The sequence below is a fragment of the Streptococcus sp. HMSC034B03 genome (genome assembly GCF_001838575.1).
Classification (GTDB): Bacteria; Bacillota; Bacilli; order Lactobacillales; family Streptococcaceae; genus Streptococcus; species Streptococcus anginosus.
In genome coordinates, this window is record NZ_KV837633.1 from 86,031 (window position 1) to 103,161 (window position 17,131).

At 36.8% G+C, this 17,131-nt stretch carries 19 protein-coding genes and 1 pseudogene; 19 read left to right on the forward strand and 1 reads right to left on the reverse strand.

Features of this window, described 5'->3' with window-relative positions; genetic code table 11:
• The first annotated feature begins 187 nt into the window (after positions 1-187).
• The 4 genes from HMPREF2634_RS06870 (at position 188) to HMPREF2634_RS06885 (ending at position 2,896) form a co-directional block, all read left to right on the forward strand.
• Positions 188-1,021: a DegV family protein gene (locus HMPREF2634_RS06870; RefSeq protein WP_003023725.1), complete on the forward strand. Its 834-nt coding sequence runs from the start codon at positions 188-190 to the stop codon at positions 1,019-1,021.
• Between the two features lie 128 nt (positions 1,022-1,149).
• Positions 1,150-1,425 (forward strand): HU family DNA-binding protein, encoded by a 276-nt coding sequence (locus HMPREF2634_RS06875; RefSeq protein ID WP_003023726.1) that lies wholly within the window; start codon positions 1,150-1,152, stop codon positions 1,423-1,425.
• Positions 1,426-1,601: 176 nt separating this feature from the next.
• Positions 1,602-2,063, forward strand: coding sequence for a Fur family transcriptional regulator (locus tag HMPREF2634_RS06880; protein ID WP_070836418.1), 462 nt, complete (start codon positions 1,602-1,604; stop codon positions 2,061-2,063).
• A 140-nt stretch (positions 2,064-2,203) separates the two neighbouring features.
• On the forward strand, positions 2,204-2,896 hold the full coding sequence (locus HMPREF2634_RS06885) for a phosphoglycerate mutase (protein ID WP_003023729.1): 693 nt from the start codon (positions 2,204-2,206) through the stop codon (positions 2,894-2,896).
• Between the two features lie 157 nt (positions 2,897-3,053).
• Here the strand turns inward: HMPREF2634_RS06885 and HMPREF2634_RS06890 are convergent.
• A pseudogene (locus HMPREF2634_RS06890) lies at positions 3,054-3,590 on the reverse strand (site-specific integrase); the annotation flags it as partial.
• A 277-nt stretch (positions 3,591-3,867) separates the two neighbouring features.
• Between HMPREF2634_RS06890 and HMPREF2634_RS06895 the strand changes: the two are divergent.
• The 15 genes from HMPREF2634_RS06895 to HMPREF2634_RS06960 all read left to right on the forward strand — a co-directional run bounded on the left by HMPREF2634_RS06895 (position 3,868) and on the right by HMPREF2634_RS06960 (position 16,672).
• The gene (locus HMPREF2634_RS06895; RefSeq protein WP_003023732.1) at positions 3,868-4,098 is read left to right on the forward strand and encodes a hypothetical protein; all 231 of its coding nucleotides are present in this window, start codon (positions 3,868-3,870) and stop codon (positions 4,096-4,098) included.
• Between the two features lie 274 nt (positions 4,099-4,372).
• Entirely contained in the window at positions 4,373-4,738 is a 366-nt protein-coding gene (locus tag HMPREF2634_RS06900) for a type II toxin-antitoxin system RelE/ParE family toxin (RefSeq protein WP_003023734.1), read from the forward strand.
• Positions 4,728-5,024: a helix-turn-helix domain-containing protein gene (locus tag HMPREF2634_RS06905; RefSeq protein WP_003023736.1), complete on the forward strand. Its 297-nt coding sequence runs from the start codon at positions 4,728-4,730 to the stop codon at positions 5,022-5,024. Before HMPREF2634_RS06900 ends, HMPREF2634_RS06905 begins: the two co-directional genes overlap by 11 nt.
• Before the next feature lie 21 nt (positions 5,025-5,045).
• Positions 5,046-6,251, forward strand: coding sequence for a hypothetical protein (locus HMPREF2634_RS06910; protein WP_003023737.1), 1,206 nt, complete (start codon positions 5,046-5,048; stop codon positions 6,249-6,251).
• 6 nt (positions 6,252-6,257) lie between these two features.
• The gene (locus HMPREF2634_RS10015; protein WP_003023739.1) at positions 6,258-6,425 is read left to right on the forward strand and encodes a hypothetical protein; all 168 of its coding nucleotides are present in this window, start codon (positions 6,258-6,260) and stop codon (positions 6,423-6,425) included.
• Positions 6,426-6,787: 362 nt separating this feature from the next.
• A complete protein-coding gene (gene pbp2b / locus HMPREF2634_RS06915) occupies positions 6,788-8,848 on the forward strand; it encodes a penicillin-binding protein PBP2B (protein WP_021001927.1) in 2,061 nt (686 codons plus the stop codon).
• A gap of 10 nt (positions 8,849-8,858) precedes the next feature.
• Positions 8,859-9,455 carry a recombination mediator RecR gene (gene recR, locus HMPREF2634_RS06920; RefSeq protein WP_021001926.1) on the forward strand — a complete coding sequence of 199 codons (597 nt, stop codon included), beginning with the start codon at positions 8,859-8,861 and terminating at the stop codon, positions 9,453-9,455.
• A 132-nt stretch (positions 9,456-9,587) separates the two neighbouring features.
• The gene (locus HMPREF2634_RS06925; protein ID WP_021001925.1) at positions 9,588-10,634 is read left to right on the forward strand and encodes a D-alanine--D-alanine ligase; all 1,047 of its coding nucleotides are present in this window, start codon (positions 9,588-9,590) and stop codon (positions 10,632-10,634) included.
• Between the two features lie 131 nt (positions 10,635-10,765).
• On the forward strand, positions 10,766-12,136 hold the full coding sequence (murF, locus tag HMPREF2634_RS06930; protein ID WP_021001924.1) for a UDP-N-acetylmuramoyl-tripeptide--D-alanyl-D-alanine ligase: 1,371 nt from the start codon (positions 10,766-10,768) through the stop codon (positions 12,134-12,136).
• Positions 12,126-12,677, forward strand: a complete 552-nt coding sequence (locus HMPREF2634_RS06935) for a DUF1697 domain-containing protein (protein ID WP_021001923.1) — start codon at positions 12,126-12,128, stop codon at positions 12,675-12,677. The genes murF and HMPREF2634_RS06935 overlap by 11 nt, the downstream gene beginning before the upstream one ends.
• A gap of 3 nt (positions 12,678-12,680) precedes the next feature.
• The gene (locus HMPREF2634_RS06940) at positions 12,681-13,379 is read left to right on the forward strand and encodes a YwaF family protein (RefSeq protein ID WP_003023748.1); all 699 of its coding nucleotides are present in this window, start codon (positions 12,681-12,683) and stop codon (positions 13,377-13,379) included.
• A 6-nt stretch (positions 13,380-13,385) separates the two neighbouring features.
• Positions 13,386-14,066 carry a YwaF family protein gene (locus HMPREF2634_RS06945; RefSeq protein WP_171004459.1) on the forward strand — a complete coding sequence of 227 codons (681 nt, stop codon included), beginning with the start codon at positions 13,386-13,388 and terminating at the stop codon, positions 14,064-14,066.
• 132 nt (positions 14,067-14,198) lie between these two features.
• On the forward strand, positions 14,199-14,606 hold the full coding sequence (locus HMPREF2634_RS06950; RefSeq protein ID WP_003023750.1) for a helix-turn-helix transcriptional regulator: 408 nt from the start codon (positions 14,199-14,201) through the stop codon (positions 14,604-14,606).
• A gap of 11 nt (positions 14,607-14,617) precedes the next feature.
• Positions 14,618-14,938: a hypothetical protein gene (locus HMPREF2634_RS06955; RefSeq protein WP_021001922.1), complete on the forward strand. Its 321-nt coding sequence runs from the start codon at positions 14,618-14,620 to the stop codon at positions 14,936-14,938.
• Between the two features lie 189 nt (positions 14,939-15,127).
• Positions 15,128-16,672 carry a peptide chain release factor 3 gene (locus HMPREF2634_RS06960; protein ID WP_021001921.1) on the forward strand — a complete coding sequence of 515 codons (1,545 nt, stop codon included), beginning with the start codon at positions 15,128-15,130 and terminating at the stop codon, positions 16,670-16,672.
• Positions 16,673-17,131 lie beyond the last annotated feature (459 nt).

Consider the following 17,131-nt stretch of genomic DNA (forward strand, 5'->3'; position numbering starts at 1 on the left):
TCACTAGGCTAACAAAAAAATAAAAGAGTGTTAATTATTTTCTGAAAATTTAATAATTCTGTTTATTTAGAAAAATAGAAAGCTCTACACACCTTTTACACATTTTATCCAGAAAAATTATTCCACAAAAAGTTATTTTTTTGATATAATAAATTAAATAGATAAAATTTATAAAAGTAGGAAAACCATGACAAAAATCAAAATTGTAACGGATTCATCTATTACGATTGAACCGCAAGTTGTAGAGGATTTAGAGATTACAATCGTCCCTTTGTCTGTAATGGTAGACGGTGTTGTTTATTCAGACGCTGACTTAAAAGAAGGAGAGTTTCTTCGTTTGATGCAGTCAAGCAAAAATCTACCGAAAACCAGTCAACCACCAGTTGGTGTTTTTGCAGAAATCTTTGAAACACTCGGAGAAACTGCCGATAAAATCATTTCTATCCATATGTCGCATGCTTTGTCTGGAACGGTCGAAGCTGCACGACAAGGGGCAACCTTGGCAAATGTAGATGTAACAGTGATTGATAGCTCTTTTACGGATCAAGCTTTGAAGTTTCAAGTGGTTGAAGCTGCAAAACTAGCAAAAGAAGGTGCAGACTTTGATGCTATTTTAGCAAGAATCGAAGAAGTACGTGAAAAAACAGAATTGTATATCGGTGTGTCAACGCTTGAAAATCTTGTAAAAGGTGGTCGTATTGGTCGTGTGACTGGGCTTCTCAGTTCGTTGCTTAATATTCGAGTAGTTATGCAAATGAAAAACCATGAATTACAACCGATTGTTAAGGGGCGTGGTGTAAAAACCTTCAAAAAATGGGTTAATGATTTAGTTGAAAGCTTAAAAGATAAAAAAGTAGCAGAGATTGGAATTTCGTATGCAGGAACTGCCGAATTGGCGAACGAAATGAAACAGATTTTGCAACCGTGTGTGGAAAAAACGATTTCTGTTTTGGAGACTGGTTCTATTATTCAAACACATACAGGTGAAAATGCGTGGGCAATCCTCGTTCGCTATGAATAAGTTTGATATCTTTGGAAAAATTGAAAAAAGTTCGTTTTGTGCTTGACCTAATAACATTTTTTAGATATGATAATACTTGTTAGAGTTAGTGACTACTAATTCATAAAATATTTTGGAGGATTTGTTAAATGGCTAACAAACAAGATTTGATTGCAAAAGTAGCAGAAGCTACAGAATTGACTAAGAAAGATTCAGCAGCAGCAGTTGATGCGGTATTTGCAGCAGTAACTGAATACCTTGCAGCTGGTGAAAAAGTTCAATTGATTGGTTTTGGTAACTTTGAAGTTCGTGAACGTGCAGCTCGTAAAGGCCGCAACCCACAAACTGGTGCAGAAATCACAATTGCAGCTTCTAAAGTACCAGCATTTAAAGCAGGTAAAGCTCTTAAAGATGCTGTTAAATAATGCAATTTTAAAAAAACTATTGTTTCAACGTTTCGGCGTTGAGCAATAGTTTTTTTCTTGTAAAAGGGCAGACAAGGAGACTAACTTTATCATTTGCGTTTATTTACAATCATTCTAAATATGCATTTTTCTATTTTCGTGATATAATAAAGGAAAAAATCATGAGCAGGTAGGAAATGAACTCACATCCTTATTTAGAAACCACAGTTCAAGGTGATTATGAAAACGTTATTCAACGATTGAAAACAAAGGGAGTGCGTATTACAGAGACTAGAAAGGCAATCATTGCCTATATGATTCGGACGCATGAACACCCAAGTGCGGAAGCAATTTATCATGATTTACTTCCAGACTTTCCTAATATGAGTTTGGCAACAGTTTATAACAATCTCAAAGTTTTGGTGGAAGAGGGCTTTGTAGAAGAAATTAAAATTAGCCATGATAAGACAACCTATTTTGATTTTATGGGGCATGAACATCTGAATGTTGTCTGTGAAAAATGTGATCGAATTGCAGACTTTGAAGATGTGGATATTCCTGATTTGAAGCGTGAAGCTGAAGAACAAACAGGTTATAAAATTACAAAGACACAAGTTTTGATGTATGGAATTTGTCCGAATTGTTTGAAAAATGGTTAGGATATTCATGTACACTACTTGAATAAAGAAAATTGGCAAAAATGGAATATTCTCCCGTTGGTACTGGATTTTTTTGAAAAAATTTTGTAAAATATAGGAGTGACTGTGAGACAGTTTTCAAAAATCAAAGGAGATATCTAATGGTAAAATTAGTTTTTGCTCGCCACGGTGAGTCTGAATGGAACAAAGCAAACCTCTTTACAGGTTGGGCTGATGTTGATTTGTCTGAAAAAGGGACGCAACAAGCTATTGATGCTGGTAAATTGATTAAAGAAGCTGGTATTGAGTTTGACCAAGCTTACACATCTGTTTTGACACGCGCTATCAAAACAACAAATCTTGCCCTTGAAGCGGCAGGTCAACTTTGGGTGCCAGTTGAAAAGTCATGGCGTTTGAATGAACGTCACTATGGAGGTTTGACAGGTCAAAACAAAGCTGAAGCAGCTGAAAAATGGGGTGACGAACAAGTTCATATTTGGCGTCGTTCTTATGATGTATTGCCACCAGCTATGGCAAAAGATGATCAATATTCAGCACACACTGATCGTCGTTATGCAAATCTTGATGACTCAGTTATTCCAGATGCAGAAAACTTGAAAGTAACCTTGGAACGCGCTCTTCCATTCTGGGAAGATAAAATCGCTCCAGCTTTGAAAGACGGTAAAAATGTATTCGTAGGTGCACATGGTAATTCTATTCGTGCCCTTGTAAAACACATCAAAAAATTGTCAGATGACGAAATCATGAATGTGGAAATTCCTAACTTCCCACCACTTGTATTTGAATTTGATGAAAAATTGAATCTAGTGAAAGAATACTATCTTGGAAAATAAGTATTTTGATAGTTTAAAGGGTGAAAATCCTTTATTTAAAGGCATTCTAGGCTGTACTCCTAGAGTGTTTTTTGATTTTACTACCCTTTTAACTACCCTGTGCTTTAGATTTTGTGATTTTTGTATAGTAATAGGGTAGTTCCAAAATGGAACACCCTTATAAATTATTGATAGCTGCCTCAAATATTGAGACGGCTTTTTTTGCTCCCTCTTTGGTAGCATGAACATAGGTATCTAAAGTCATTGAAATATTAGAATGGCCTAAGCGATATTGTAAGTCTTTAGGTTCTATACCGCTATATAACATGATAGTAGCATGAGTATGACGAAAACCATGAAATCCTATATCAGATACTCCAGCAGCTTTAAAATGTTTTTTGAGTCTTTTACGTAATGCGTTGGTTTCAACGTACCTTTCTGTAAATACAGAGAATACAACTGTTTCAGAGCGCCCTAGCTGCCATGATTGTATTTGTTGGCGCTTGTTGTATTGTTTTAGCATAAGGATAGTAGCTTTATCAATCTCAATATCTCTTATTCCAGATTTAGACTTTGGACTATTAGTTTTATTGTATCGGTTAATTGTTTTGGTAATGCTAATAGTTCCTTTGTTTAGGTCAATATCAGACCACTCAAGAGCTAACAACTCACCGATACGACATCCAGTAGCTAACAAAGTTTTATATTTTAGTATTATTCCATTATCTGATATATCTACTTATCATAAGTTAGTAAAAAATTGATTTTATTGCTAAAGTCAATAAGATATGAGATAATAAGAACAGGGTAAGTAGAGCAGTGGTTTGAAGAAGGAATACGCTCTATTACAGAGAAATGGCGGTGCAAATCTGTCCGACTACTTATTTTAGCCCCAGAGATGGGGTTTTTATTGTATGGATCGCAACTGGCTGGATTTAGGGTCTATAAATAGTTTAACTTTGTTGAAAAATAATAGATAGGAGAATTAGAAAATGATTGATTTGTATGATAAATTGAACGAACGTATCTATGAGAATTGCAAGATGTATTATAATAAATATTCAAAAATAGACAAAATGACAGATGAACAATCTGGCATCATGGGTGGCCTTTATCAATCTCTAAACATTGTCGCAAATGAGTATCTTATCAACAATAAAAATGACAATCCTAAATATAGGGAGTTACTTAATAATATTGAAAAGCTGCTAAAAATAGCTTAAAGCATCCTTATTTTTATAACATACAATGAAATCATGAGTAGAAATACTTGTGATATTTCTGTTTGAAAGGAGGTCGGAAATTGCCTAGAGATGGGATAAAAGATCTAACCCAAACAAATAAGCCAACAAAAGAAGAAAAGTAACCGCATCTAAAAAAGAAGAAGTGTGAGAATTAAAGTTAGGAAAAAGTACTTAGAAAAGAATTTAATAACTTAAAAGTATTTACATTTAATAACTTTTGAGTTATAATAGAACTAAGAAAAGAGGTATCTTGATGCATAATATCTATTTTTACAAAGATAAAAACGGGAATGAGCCGGTTTTAGATTATATGCGTGAACTTGCCAGCAAAAAAGGCAAGGATAGTCGTATCAAACTAAACAAGATAAATGACTATATCGAACTACTAAGCCAACGTGGTACACGCGCAGGAGAACCGTATATTAAGCATTTAGATGCTGAAATTTGGGAGCTTAGACCATTGAGGGATAGGATATTATTTGTTGCTTGGATTGATGGCAACTTTGTATTGTTGCATCATTTTATGAAAAAGACGCAGAAAACACCAAAACGAGAAATTGAACAAGCAAAGCGTGAATTACGCGACTTAAAAGAAAGAGGGCTATACAATGAAAAATAGTGCAATTGGTAGTAACTGGAAAGATGTGAGAGCTGAACTTTTTTCCAAAGAGGAAATTTTGGAGAGTGATATGCGCGTGGCAATCATGAGTGAGCTGATTGATGCTAGAAATGAAAAAGGGATCAGTCAGAAAAAACTTGAGGAACTAAGCGGAGTAAGTCAGCCAGTTATTGCTAGAATGGAAACAGGTAAGACAAGTCCACAACTTGATACTGTTTTAAAAGTCTTGGCAAGTCTTGGGAAAACTTTGGCAGTTGTACCCTTAGAGGGCGAACAGGTAAGCTAGATTTATTAAAAGAGGTGGAATATGACGGCTGAGATTAGTATATTAAACAAGCATGGTATCGTCCTAGCAGCTGATAGTGCGGTAACTGTTAGTTTTGGACAGGGACAAGCAAAAACATATAACGCAGTAAATAAACTGTTTTCTCTTGGTGGACATCATGATATCGGGATTATGATTTATGGGAATGCTGAGTTTATGGATATACCTTGGGAAATTATTATCAAGGAATTTAGGAAAGAGTATTGTACTAAAATATTTGATAGATTGGAAGATTGCTCCGTAGCTTTTCTTGAATTTCTTAAAAATGAAAAATTCAAAAATGATACTATTTCACAACGAATGATTCAATCTGTCATTTTATCATTACTACAGAAGTTGTTGGAGGTTTCAAGTAAAAAAGTCAATAATATACAGGCGGATAATCCAGAACTCCCAATTTCTCAAGAAAAAATAATTGAAATTATTTCGGAAATTATTATTGAAAACCTTAACACAGATAACGATATTATATTATTAGAAAATCTTGATAAGAGAACTTTTGACTCAGACTTCTCAGAATATTGTAAAAGTATATTACGAGAGAATGTTTACTTGGCAGACGAGCATTTACAAAAAATAACGGATATCTTTATAGAATTGTCATACCAAATTGTAATTTCTAAAAATAGTTTTGATTCGATTTCTGGGGTAGTTATAGGTGGATACGGTAGTGAAGAATTATTTCCTTCTTTGGTATCATATGAAATAAGTTATGCTTTTAGAGATGAAATAAAAATTGAAAAGACTAATAGTAACAATGTGGACCTTCTAAACAGCGATGCCTCCATTGTTCCATTTGCCCAATCAGATATGATTTCAACTATCTTGACAGGGATGGATCCCTTTATGAATAAAGTAGTAAGTCAGTCGATTATTGGGCTAAATAATTTATCAGAAGATGAGAAGTATAATATAATCACTCAGATTAGTGAACAGCAGAAACAACAATTTATAAATCCAATTTTGGGTGTTGTAAGAACGTTAGCGTTACCAGAACTAGCAAATATGGCTGAAACTTTAGTAAACTTAACATCTTTTAAACGTCATATAACAGATTCACTTGAAACAGTAGGTGGACCAGTCGATGTTTTAGTGATATCGAAAGGAGATGGACCAATTTGGATTAACAGGAAGGAATATTTTGACATCTCTAAAAATTTGGAGTATTCTAATAGAAAGAGGAGGTAGATTTTTATGTCACTAATTTTTCAAACTTATTTTAAACCGCAAGAAACTAAATATAGTAAAACCGAAAGTCTAAAACTACAGAATTCTCCTATTCTAAACTTGAATCAAAAAGATATTGATTTAACAATTAAAGATGTATATAATGAAATTTTAAAATTAGATAAGCGCAAATAAAAAGTAAAATATGTAAAAAATAGCACCCAATAAGATACTATTTTCTTGCCTGCTGAACTCATCTATTTAGTTCCTGTTTTACTACCCTTTATGTTTCCTATACTTGTTTCAGTTTGTATTATTTTAGATGATTAGTGAGTAGAAAAAGAAGTTAGACTATACTACTTTGCTGTAATATTTAGCAAGTAAATAATCTTGGAAAATAAGTCCAATATAATATTAAGAGGCTCTGCGTAAGCAGGGCTTTTTAATATTATGCAAAGCTTTCATTTTTTAGCTGTGTTTTTTATCAATGTTTTCCATTTTCCACGACTTCATTTAGGTGGATTTATGGTACAATAAAAGATAGCATTTTGACTAGAATGAGAGATACCATGTCTAAGAAAAAAAGAACATTTAATAGCCATTCAATCCCACGACGCTTGAATTTATTATTTGGAATTGTGATTTTACTGTTTATGAGTTTAATTGTGCGTTTGGGCTATATGCAGGTTGCCCATAGAGATTTTTATACAAAAAAATTAGCGACAGCTAGCAAGACTAAAGTGACAACCAGTTCGGTTCGGGGTCAGATTTATGATGCGAGTGGGAAACCTTTGGTGGAAAATACAACCAAACAAGTTGTCTCTTTCACACGTAGCAACAAAATGACGGCTGCAGAGATTAAAGAAATTGCTCAAAAATTGCTTCCATTGGTTTCTATTTCCAGCGCAGATGTTACTGAGCGTCAACAAGTAGATTATTATTTGGCAGACAGCGAGGTTTATAAGAAGGTCGTTAATCAGCTACCTAAAAATAAAAAATATGGTACAGATGGAAATCGTTTGGCAGAGTCTAAGATTTATAATAATGCCGTTAAGAGTGTTGATGTAGCAAAGTTAAACTACTCAGATGAAGATAAAAAAGCTATTTATTTGTTTAGTCAGATGAATGCTATTTCTAATTTTGAGACGGGAAATATTCGTACGGATGATTTATCAGCTGATCAGATTGCGACAATCGCCTCTAGCTCGAAAGAACTGTCTGGTATCAGTATTACCACCAGCTGGGACAGGAAAGTGTTGGATACTTCTTTGTCTTCTATCATCGGAAGTGTTTCAAGTGAAAAGGCAGGGCTGCCCGCAGAAGAAGTGGATACTTATTTGAAAAAAGGCTATTCCCTTAATGATCGTGTTGGGACGAGTTATTTGGAAAAACAATATGAGTCTACACTTCAAGGAAAACGCGCAGTCAAAGAAATCAATCTTGATAAAAATGGAAATATGGAAAGCGTGAAAAATATTTTCAATGGTAGTAAGGGAAATAATCTAAAATTAACAACAGATTTAGCTTTTCAGAACGGTGTAGAAGACATTTTGAGAAAGTATTTTAGTGCGGAATTAGCGAGCGGAAATGCGACATATTCTGAAGGGGTCTATGCTGTTGCGATGAATCCTAAAACGGGTGCTATTTTAGCCATGGCTGGTCTGAAGCACGATACCAATACAGGAGAACTAACAACAGACTCTCTTGGAACGATTATGAACAACTTTGTGCCGGGTTCTGTGGTGAAAGGAGCTACTTTAACAGCTGGCTGGGAATCTGGAGCTATCACAGGTAACCAAGTTCTGACAGATCAACCGATTTCTTTTGGAGGTTCCTCTGCCATCACTTCTTGGTTCACACAATATGGGGCTCGCCAAATTACGGCTTTAGAGGCACTAGAATATTCATCCAATACTTATATGGTTCAGCTAGCTTTAAATATGATGGGAACGCCTTATACGCCCAATATGGCAATTGATTTGACGAATTTGAACTCCTCTATGGACAAATTGCGTAAAGCTTTTGCTCAATATGGCTTGGGGGCATCTACAGGAATTGATTTGCCAAGTGAATCAGAAGGCTACACACCTAAGAATTATACGTTTGCGAACTACTTAACCAATGCTTTTGGGCAGTTTGATAACTATACTCCAATGCAGTTGGCGCAATATGCTGCAACGGTAGCTAATGGCGGTACTCGTATTGCACCACACTTAGTAGAAGGAATTTATGACAACAATGAGACGGGCGGGCTTGGAAAGCTGATTGAATCCAAGTCAACCAAAGAGCTGAATAAAGTTGATATTTCAAAAGAGAATATGGATTTGATTCGACAAGGTTTTTATCAGGTAGTTCATGGTACAAGCGGATTTACTACAGGGCGTACTTTGTCACAAGGTGAAGCAGTGCCGATTAGCGCCAAAACAGGGACGGCAGAAACCTTTGCAGGTGGAAAGGAAGCCATTAATACGAATGTAGTGGCTTATGCGCCAAGTAACAACCCGCAGATTGCAGTGGCAGTTGTGTTCCCGCACAATACAAACTTATCGTCAACCGTTAGCCATAGTATAACTCGTGATATTATTAACTTGTATCATCAACAGCATTCAATGAATTAGAAAGGATACTATGCTTTATCCAACACCGATTGCAAAATTGATTGATAGCTTTTCAAAATTACCAGGAATTGGCATAAAAACAGCAACGCGTTTGGCGTTTTATACCATTGGTATGAGTGATGATGATGTCAATGAATTTGCTAAAAATTTGCTTGCAGCAAAACGTGAGCTGACCTATTGTTCTATTTGTGGTAATCTAACGGATGATGATCCTTGTGCTATCTGCACCGATGAGACACGGGATCAATCTACTATTTTGGTTGTAGAAGATAGCCGAGATGTATCTGCTATGGAAAATATTCAAGAATACCATGGTTTGTACCATGTTTTGCAGGGATTGATTTCTCCTATGAATGGTATTGGACCAGACGACATCAATCTGAAAAGTCTCATTACACGGTTGATGGATAGTGAGGTAACAGAGGTAATTGTGGCAACCAATGCGACAGCAGATGGGGAAGCGACTTCCATGTATATCTCGAGGGTGTTAAAGCCAGCTGGTATCAAGGTAACGCGCCTGGCTCGTGGATTAGCAGTTGGTTCTGATATTGAATATGCAGACGAAGTAACACTGCTTCGGGCTATTGAGAATCGCACAGAATTGTAAAAAAGAAAATAGAGCTTTCCTTTAAAAGAAAATGGAAGCTCTTTTTCTATTCAAAAACAATCTAAAATATGATATACTAAAAAGCGATTAAATTTGTAAATTTCTTTTAAGATAAGAAGGTTAGGTATAAAAATGGCAAAACAACAAATTATTCTCCTTTACGGTGGTCGCAGTGCCGAACGAAAGGTCTCTGTCTTATCAGCGGAGAGTGTCATGCGTGCGATTGACTATGATAAATTCTTTGTGAAGACTTATTTTATCACACAAGCGGGTGACTTTATCAAGACGCAAGAATTTTCAAGCAAACCTGCTGACAATGAAAAATTAATGACAAACGATAGTGTTGTTGAAAGTCAAAAGATTAAACCAAGTGATATTTACGAAGAAGGGGCAGTTGTGTTCCCCGTTCTTCATGGTCCAATGGGAGAAGACGGGTCTATCCAAGGATTTCTTGAAGTGTTGAAAATGCCTTATGTGGGTTGCAATATCCTTTCTTCTAGTGTGGCTATGGACAAAATCACGACAAAACGAGTGTTAGCTTCTGCTGGCATTCCGCAAGTTCCCTATGTAGCAGTGATTGAAGGGGAAAATATAGACGAAAAGATTGCAGCAGTAGAAGCCAATCTAACTTATCCAGTTTTTACAAAACCGTCAAATATGGGCTCTAGTGTCGGCATTTCTAAGTCTGAAAATCAAGATGAATTGCGCTCTGCTCTTGAATTGGCTTTCAAATATGATAGCCGTGTCTTGATTGAGCAAGGTGTCAATGCGCGTGAAATTGAAGTTGGTTTACTTGAGAATGAAGGAGTCAAAAGCAGTTTGCCAGGTGAGGTAGTGAAAGATGTTGCTTTCTATGACTACGAAGCCAAGTACATTGACAACAAAATCACCATGGATATTCCTGCAAAACTCTCTGAAGATGTCATTGCCACTATGCGACAATATGCAGAAAAAGCTTTCCATGCTATTGGCGGTGTTGGTTTAGCTCGCTGCGATTTCTTTTATACTGATAAGGGCGAGATTTTCCTTAATGAGCTAAATACGATGCCAGGTTTCACTCAATGGTCGATGTATCCGCTGCTTTGGGAAAATATGGGCATTTCTTATACAGATTTGATTGAGAAATTAGTTCTCTTAGCGCAAGAAACATTTACAAAACATGAAGAGCATTTGTTGTAAGACAAGATTGAAAGAGCCAAAAGGTTCTTTTTTCTATTGTTTTAGTATGTCTTTGGCGAGTGTGTGTAAAAGTAGGTTATTCTGTGGTATAATGAGAGAGTTAGAGAAATTTAAGACATATAGGTGAAAAAATGCAATTAACGTTCTATGAAGTAGCTTCTGTATTGAAAGCACAAAATGATGTTCATCAATTTCCAGATTGTACATTTGGAAAGGCAGAATTTGACAGTCGATTGATTGGAGAGGGAGACTTGTTTTTTCCTCTTAAAGGAGCACGTGACGGGCACGATTTTATTGTGACGGCATTTGAAAATGGTGCTGTGGCAACCTTGTCAGAAAAAGAATTGGACGACTATCCTTATATTTTAGTTGATGATGTGTTGGCAGCATTGCAGCGTTTGGCACAGTATTATCTGGAAAAAATGAAGGTAGATGTCTTTGCAGTTACGGGTTCTAACGGTAAGACGACGACCAAAGATATGCTGGCTCACCTCTTGTCAACAACTTACAAGACTTATAAAACGCAAGGAAACTACAATAATGAAATTGGTCTTCCTTATACGGTTTTACACATGCCAGATGACACCGAAAAATTGGTTTTGGAAATGGGGCAAGATCACATGGGGGATATTCACCTTCTGTCCACAATTGCGCAGCCAAAAGTAGGTATTGTGACGCTGATTGGCGAAGCGCATTTAGAATTCTTTAAAAGTCGTTATGAAATTGCAAAAGGAAAAATGCAAATTGTCGACGGCATGAAAGACGGGGCTCTTTTGGTTGTTCCAGCGGACAAGATTATTAATGATTTTCTACCGAGCCAGCTAAATGTAGTCCGTTTTGGTCCAGACGAAGATATTTTCCTAACGAAATTAGAAGAACGAAAAGATAGTTTGAGTTTTGAAACCAATTTCTTAGATAACGCCATTGACCTTCCAGTAACTGGAAAATACAATGCAACAAATGCCATGATTGCAGCTTATGTGGCATTGAAAGAAGGAGTAACACAAGATAAGATCCAAAAAGCATTTGCCACGCTTGAATTAACACGAAATCGCACCGAGTGGAAGAAAGCTAAAAATGGTGCAGATATCCTTTCAGATGTTTACAATGCCAATCCAACCGCTATGCGATTGATTTTAGAGACATTTTCAACGATTCCGTTTAATGAAAAAGGTCGGAAACTGGCAGTTTTAGCTGATATGAAAGAATTGGGGGCTGATTCTAAACAAATGCACGGTGCCATGATAACCAGCCTAAATCCAGAAATTCTCTCAGAAATTTTCCTTTATGGAGAGGACATGGCTGCTCTATTTGCCTATGCTAAGGAAATTTTCCCGCCTGGGAAAGCCCATTATTTTGTAAAAAATGCTGAAAAAGATCAATTTTCTGACTTAGTAAAAGCTGTTAAAGAAGCACTCAAACCAACGGACCAATTGCTGATAAAAGGAAGTAACTCTATGAACTTAGCTAGTTTAGTGGAGAAATTGGAGAATGACGGATAACAATAAAGTACAGTATCTTGCCCTCCTTCGTGGCGTGATGCCAACAGGACCAAATCGGATCCCTAAGATGAGTGATTTGGTTCAAATGTTGGAACAATCTGGTTTAGATAATGTTTCAAGTTATATTCAATCAGGTAATGTGATTTGCGAAACAAGCCTACCAGCTGAAGAATTAGCACAACACATGCATCAGGTGATATTGGAAAGCATTGGTGCAAATTTATCCATTATCGTAAAAGAAAAGTCCGATTTAGAAAGGGCTATTTTAGGAAATCCCTTTTCTGAGGAGTTGGATTCGTCACGGATTCATCTCGTTTTTACAAACAATTACATTTCAACGGAGCAATTGGCAGAACTGCAAGTAATGAACTTTATGGACGAAATATTTGCAGTTGGAACTGCTTGCCTTTATATGTATTTACCAAGAGATGCCAAAAAAAAGAAGTTAAATAATAATTTTCTTGAAAAGAAGTTAGGTATTGTCGCCACAACAAGAAAGCTGAGTGTTATCAAAGAATTAAGTAATAGGATGGTTGAGTAGGAGATGAATCTACAAGAATTTTTTACAAGTCATAAAACGGAGGCCCCTCAATTAACTCCATTTTGGTATGGAATGATGTTTTTAGGAATCATTTATGTCATGTATAGTGCTGTAAAATATCATAAAAACAGGCGCTATCAGAACTTTTTGAAAGCTGTACAAGGTTTACAAATTTTAGTGCTTTATGGCTGGTATATTGTGACCTTGTCACCAATTTCTGAATCACTTCCTTTTTATCATTGCAGATTGGCGATGTTTGCTGTTTTGCTACTGCCTGATTCTTCAACCTATAAACAGTATTTTGCGCTTTTAGGAGTATTTGGACCTATTTGTGCATTGGTCTATCCTTTATTTGACCCATTTGCTTTTCCTCACATCACTTTAGTCTCCTATTTAATTGGTCACTATGCTCTTTTGGGAAATTCTCTCACCTATTTGCTGAATCATTATGATAGCGAGTTATTGAGTTTACGGCGAATTGGAGAGATTAGCTTTAGTATGAATCTTTTATTACTATTTGTAAATTTGGTGAGTGGTGGAAATTATGGATTTTTGAAAGTACCACCTTTAGTTGGAAGTCATGGAATGATTGCTAACTATATTTTTGTTTCATTGATCTTGATTTTAGCAATTTTCGTGGTTTCTCTGATCTTTAAACAAATTAGACGAGAACAAGGAGAAACAGTAAGACAGGAAAATTAAGCTATGCTGAATGATTTTTTAACGACTCAAAAGACAGCACCGCCTCCCATTTCTGCTATGGGCTATGTGACGATGATAGGAATTCTCTTGTTCCTCATTTATATTTCAGTTCGCTATGCGCAAACCCCACTGTATCAGAAAACTTTTAAATATTTACAAGCTTTTCAATTAGTTATACTTTATTCTTGGTATTTTGGTTTCCATATTTCATTTGCAAATAATCTGCCTTTTTATCATTGCCGCTTAGCCATGTTTGCCATGTTGCTGCTGCCAGATAAATGCCGAAGCAAACAGTATTTTGCTCTTTTAGGTGTCAGCGGGGCGATTTTTGCCATTGGTTATCCAGTTTTTGACCCCTATGATTTTCCGCATATCACTAGTTTTTCATTTCTTCTGGGGCATTACTGCCTCTTGATTAATTCGCTGGTTTATCTTATCAACCACTATGACAAGCAGATTTTGAAGAAGTATGTGATTGTAGGCTACACTTTTGCCTTGGATTTGTTTTTAGTTGGTGTCAATGCCGTCACTGGTGGAAATTATGGATTGATGACTCATCCCCCGCTTATAAAAGGAGACCGGATCTGGGTGAATTACGTACTTGTCTCACTGGTTCTGGCCACCGCTTTGCTCCTTTTTGATGAATATTTTAAAAGGCGATGGAAAAAGCAATCAAAATTAGTTTAAAGCTTTAAGCATTACATCCTCTGTCAAATTTATTTGGCAGGATTTTTTATTGTTTTTTCTCAATGTAAAAAATTTTGCTAGATTTTATAAACGAAAATAGTAAAATAAAAGTAGAAAGATAGGAGTGAGGTAATGGAAATTGGAAGAAAGTTAAAAGAAGCACGTCAGATGAGTGGCTTGACACAGGAAAATGTCGCAGAAAAATTAAATGTATCTAGACAGACTATTTCAAATTGGGAAACAGAAAAATTTTATCCGGATATTTTGTATGTTTTGCAGTTAAGTGATTTGTATCAGGTTAGTTTGGATGAATTGCTGAAAGGAGATGAGCGCATGATTCAGCACTTAGAAAATTCGACGAACGTTGTAAAGAGCAACCAAAAGATTTTACTGGCTTTTATATGTAATATTTGTCTTTTATTCCTTTTCTTTATTTTTATCATTCCAATCTCCAAGAGTTATCTGCTGACCCTGTTGGCAGTAGCTCTGGTGGTTGGCACCACAGGTTATATATTAGTACAAATTATTCGTAAAATATAGGAGGTTCTATCATGACTTGGTATCTATTGACCTTGATTGGCTTACTCGTCGTAACAAATGGGCTGTTTGTGTATCAATTGTTTAAACTAGTTGAATTAGATTCTGCGGTTCGCGGGATGAAACATCCTAAGTTCTGGGGAGTTTTGGCAGCTGGCGGTCAACGGGGAGAAGGCTTGATTTTATACTTATTAAACCGAAACAAGGCTGTTTTTTCTATGACGGAAGAAGAAAAAGAAGAACTTCAAATGAGAAAACAACGGATTATTTATTTACTGGTTTTAATCATGATATTGGTAATTTTTCTCTTTGCTAGTGTGATTGTGAGATTCTAAAATGTAGTCTCTTGTATCAAGAAACAGAAAATCGCTCGAACAGAGCGATTTTTATATGTTCTAAGCAATTGAAAAAATCCTTTGAATCCGCTATAATAGGTAGGTTGAAACAAGTTAGGAGCAGTCCAATGTAATAAGAGTTTTCACAGAAATCGAAAGAAAAAGTATAAAAAAGAAAAAGAGGATATAATGACGATTCAAGATGAAATAAAAAAACGCCGAACTTTTGCGATTATCTCTCACCCGGATGCAGGGAAGACCACGATTACAGAGCAGTTGCTCTACTTTGGAGGCGAGATTCGTGAAGCAGGTACGGTCAAGGGTAAGAAGACCGGAAACTTTGCCAAATCTGACTGGATGGATATTGAGAAACAGCGGGGGATTTCAGTGACCTCTTCTGTCATGCAGTTTGACTATGCTGGAAAACGGGTCAATATTCTTGATACACCAGGGCACGAAGATTTTTCAGAAGATACCTACCGTACCCTCATGGCTGTGGATGCAGCAGTCATGGTGGTGGACTCTGCAAAAGGGATTGAAGCCCAGACTAAAAAGCTCTTTGAGGTTGTCAAACACCGCAATATCCCAGTCTTTACGTTTATCAATAAACTGGACCGCGACGGACGTGAACCCCTTGATTTGCTGGAAGAATTAGAAGAAGTACTTGGTATTGCCAGCTATCCGATGAATTGGCCGATTGGGATGGGGAAATCCTTTGAAGGTCTCTATGATTTGCACAATCAGCGGCTGGAGCTCTATAAAGGTGATGAACGCTTTGCCAGCATCGAAGAGGGAGAAAAAATATTTGGCAACAATCCCTTTTATGCTCAGGTTTTGGAGGATATTGAACTCCTACAAGAAGCGGGAAATGAATTTTCACAGGAAGCTATTTTTAATGGGGAATTAACCCCTGTCTTCTTTGGTTCAGCCCTAACTAACTTTGGAGTGCAGACTTTTCTTGACACTTTCTTGGAGTTTGCACCAGAGCCTCATGGACACAAAACCACAGATAATCAGGAAATCAGTCCGCTGGATAAGGATTTTTCAGGATTTGTCTTTAAAATCCAAGCCAATATGGATCCAAGACACCGTGATCGCATTGCTTTTGTCCGCATCGTATCGGGCGAATTTGAGCGCGGTATGAGTGTAAATCTGACCCGTATCAAAAAAGCTGTCAAACTCTCAAATGTCACTCAGTTTATGGCAGAATCACGTGAAAATGTAGAAAATGCGGTGGCCGGTGATATCATTGGTGTTTACGATACAGGGACTTATCAAGTTGGTGATACTTTGACAGTTGGTAAAAATAAGTTTGAATTTGAACCGCTGCCAACCTTTACCCCAGAAATTTTCATGAAGGTTGCAGCTAAAAATGTCATGAAGCAAAAGTCCTTCCACAAAGGAATTGAGCAATTGGTCCAAGAAGGAGCCATTCAGCTCTACACCAACTACCAGACCGGTGAATACATGCTGGGGGCTGTCGGTCAGCTTCAGTTTGAAGTCTTCAAGTACCGCATGGAAAATGAATACAATGCCGAAGTAGTCATGACACCCATGGGCAAAAAGACTGTCCGCTGGATTTCACCAGATGATCTGGACGAGCGTATGTCCTCCAGCCGCAATATTTTAGCCAAGGATCGCTTTGACCAGCCTGTCTTTCTCTTTGAAAATGACTTTGCCTTGCGCTGGTTTGCCGATAAATATCCAGATGTCAAGTTGGAAGAGAAGATGTGAGAGCGTTAAAAATCCGATAGAAAATTAGGAAATCTGACGAAGAAGCGATTGCTTCTAGGAGGATTTATCTATTTTCCGAGGATTTAGCTCGAACTCAGTTAGAGAAAATGTAAGACGTTGCCAATGACTAGTAACTGAAGTTACTGTCATTGGACGGCAGCCGCTATGTGCGGTCTGCCTAAACGGTTTACTAACTGTGTCGAATAAGTAAAATCAAATTGTTCGACTTCGTGTCGTAACTCAGTCCCAACAATTGGAACTGAAGGTTCCTAATTGTTGGACGCTAGCCGCTGTAGGCGGACTAGTTAACTGCCTTACTAACTTCGTCAGACGAATAAAATTGATTCGTCTGACTCCGTGTCGTAACGCTAGGAAAAATAGGAAGCTTTATCTATCTTCAGAGGATTTAGTTCAAACTCAATTAAAAAGATGTGAGACTTGCCACGGCATATTAATGAA

Excerpts from the sequence above, each read along its gene's own strand:
- HMPREF2634_RS06870 (WP_003023725.1), top strand. The coding sequence starts at position 188 with ATGACAAAAATCAAAATTGTAACGGATTCATCTATTACGATTGAACCG.
- HMPREF2634_RS06875 (WP_003023726.1), top strand. The coding sequence starts at position 1,150 with ATGGCTAACAAACAAGATTTGATTGCAAAAGTAGCAGAAGCTACAGAA.
- HMPREF2634_RS06880 (WP_070836418.1), top strand. The coding sequence starts at position 1,602 with ATGAACTCACATCCTTATTTAGAAACCACAGTTCAAGGTGATTATGAA.
- HMPREF2634_RS06885 (WP_003023729.1), top strand. The coding sequence starts at position 2,204 with ATGGTAAAATTAGTTTTTGCTCGCCACGGTGAGTCTGAATGGAACAAA.
- HMPREF2634_RS06895 (WP_003023732.1), top strand. The coding sequence starts at position 3,868 with ATGATTGATTTGTATGATAAATTGAACGAACGTATCTATGAGAATTGC.
- HMPREF2634_RS06900 (WP_003023734.1), top strand. The coding sequence starts at position 4,373 with ATGCATAATATCTATTTTTACAAAGATAAAAACGGGAATGAGCCGGTT.
- HMPREF2634_RS06905 (WP_003023736.1), top strand. The coding sequence starts at position 4,728 with ATGAAAAATAGTGCAATTGGTAGTAACTGGAAAGATGTGAGAGCTGAA.
- HMPREF2634_RS06910 (WP_003023737.1), top strand. The coding sequence starts at position 5,046 with ATGACGGCTGAGATTAGTATATTAAACAAGCATGGTATCGTCCTAGCA.
- HMPREF2634_RS10015 (WP_003023739.1), top strand. The coding sequence starts at position 6,258 with ATGTCACTAATTTTTCAAACTTATTTTAAACCGCAAGAAACTAAATAT.
- pbp2b (WP_021001927.1), top strand. The coding sequence starts at position 6,788 with ATGAGAGATACCATGTCTAAGAAAAAAAGAACATTTAATAGCCATTCA.
- recR (WP_021001926.1), top strand. The coding sequence starts at position 8,859 with ATGCTTTATCCAACACCGATTGCAAAATTGATTGATAGCTTTTCAAAA.
- HMPREF2634_RS06925 (WP_021001925.1), top strand. The coding sequence starts at position 9,588 with ATGGCAAAACAACAAATTATTCTCCTTTACGGTGGTCGCAGTGCCGAA.
- murF (WP_021001924.1), top strand. The coding sequence starts at position 10,766 with ATGCAATTAACGTTCTATGAAGTAGCTTCTGTATTGAAAGCACAAAAT.
- HMPREF2634_RS06935 (WP_021001923.1), top strand. The coding sequence starts at position 12,126 with ATGACGGATAACAATAAAGTACAGTATCTTGCCCTCCTTCGTGGCGTG.
- HMPREF2634_RS06940 (WP_003023748.1), top strand. The coding sequence starts at position 12,681 with ATGAATCTACAAGAATTTTTTACAAGTCATAAAACGGAGGCCCCTCAA.
- HMPREF2634_RS06950 (WP_003023750.1), top strand. The coding sequence starts at position 14,199 with ATGGAAATTGGAAGAAAGTTAAAAGAAGCACGTCAGATGAGTGGCTTG.
- HMPREF2634_RS06955 (WP_021001922.1), top strand. The coding sequence starts at position 14,618 with ATGACTTGGTATCTATTGACCTTGATTGGCTTACTCGTCGTAACAAAT.
- HMPREF2634_RS06960 (WP_021001921.1), top strand. The coding sequence starts at position 15,128 with ATGACGATTCAAGATGAAATAAAAAAACGCCGAACTTTTGCGATTATC.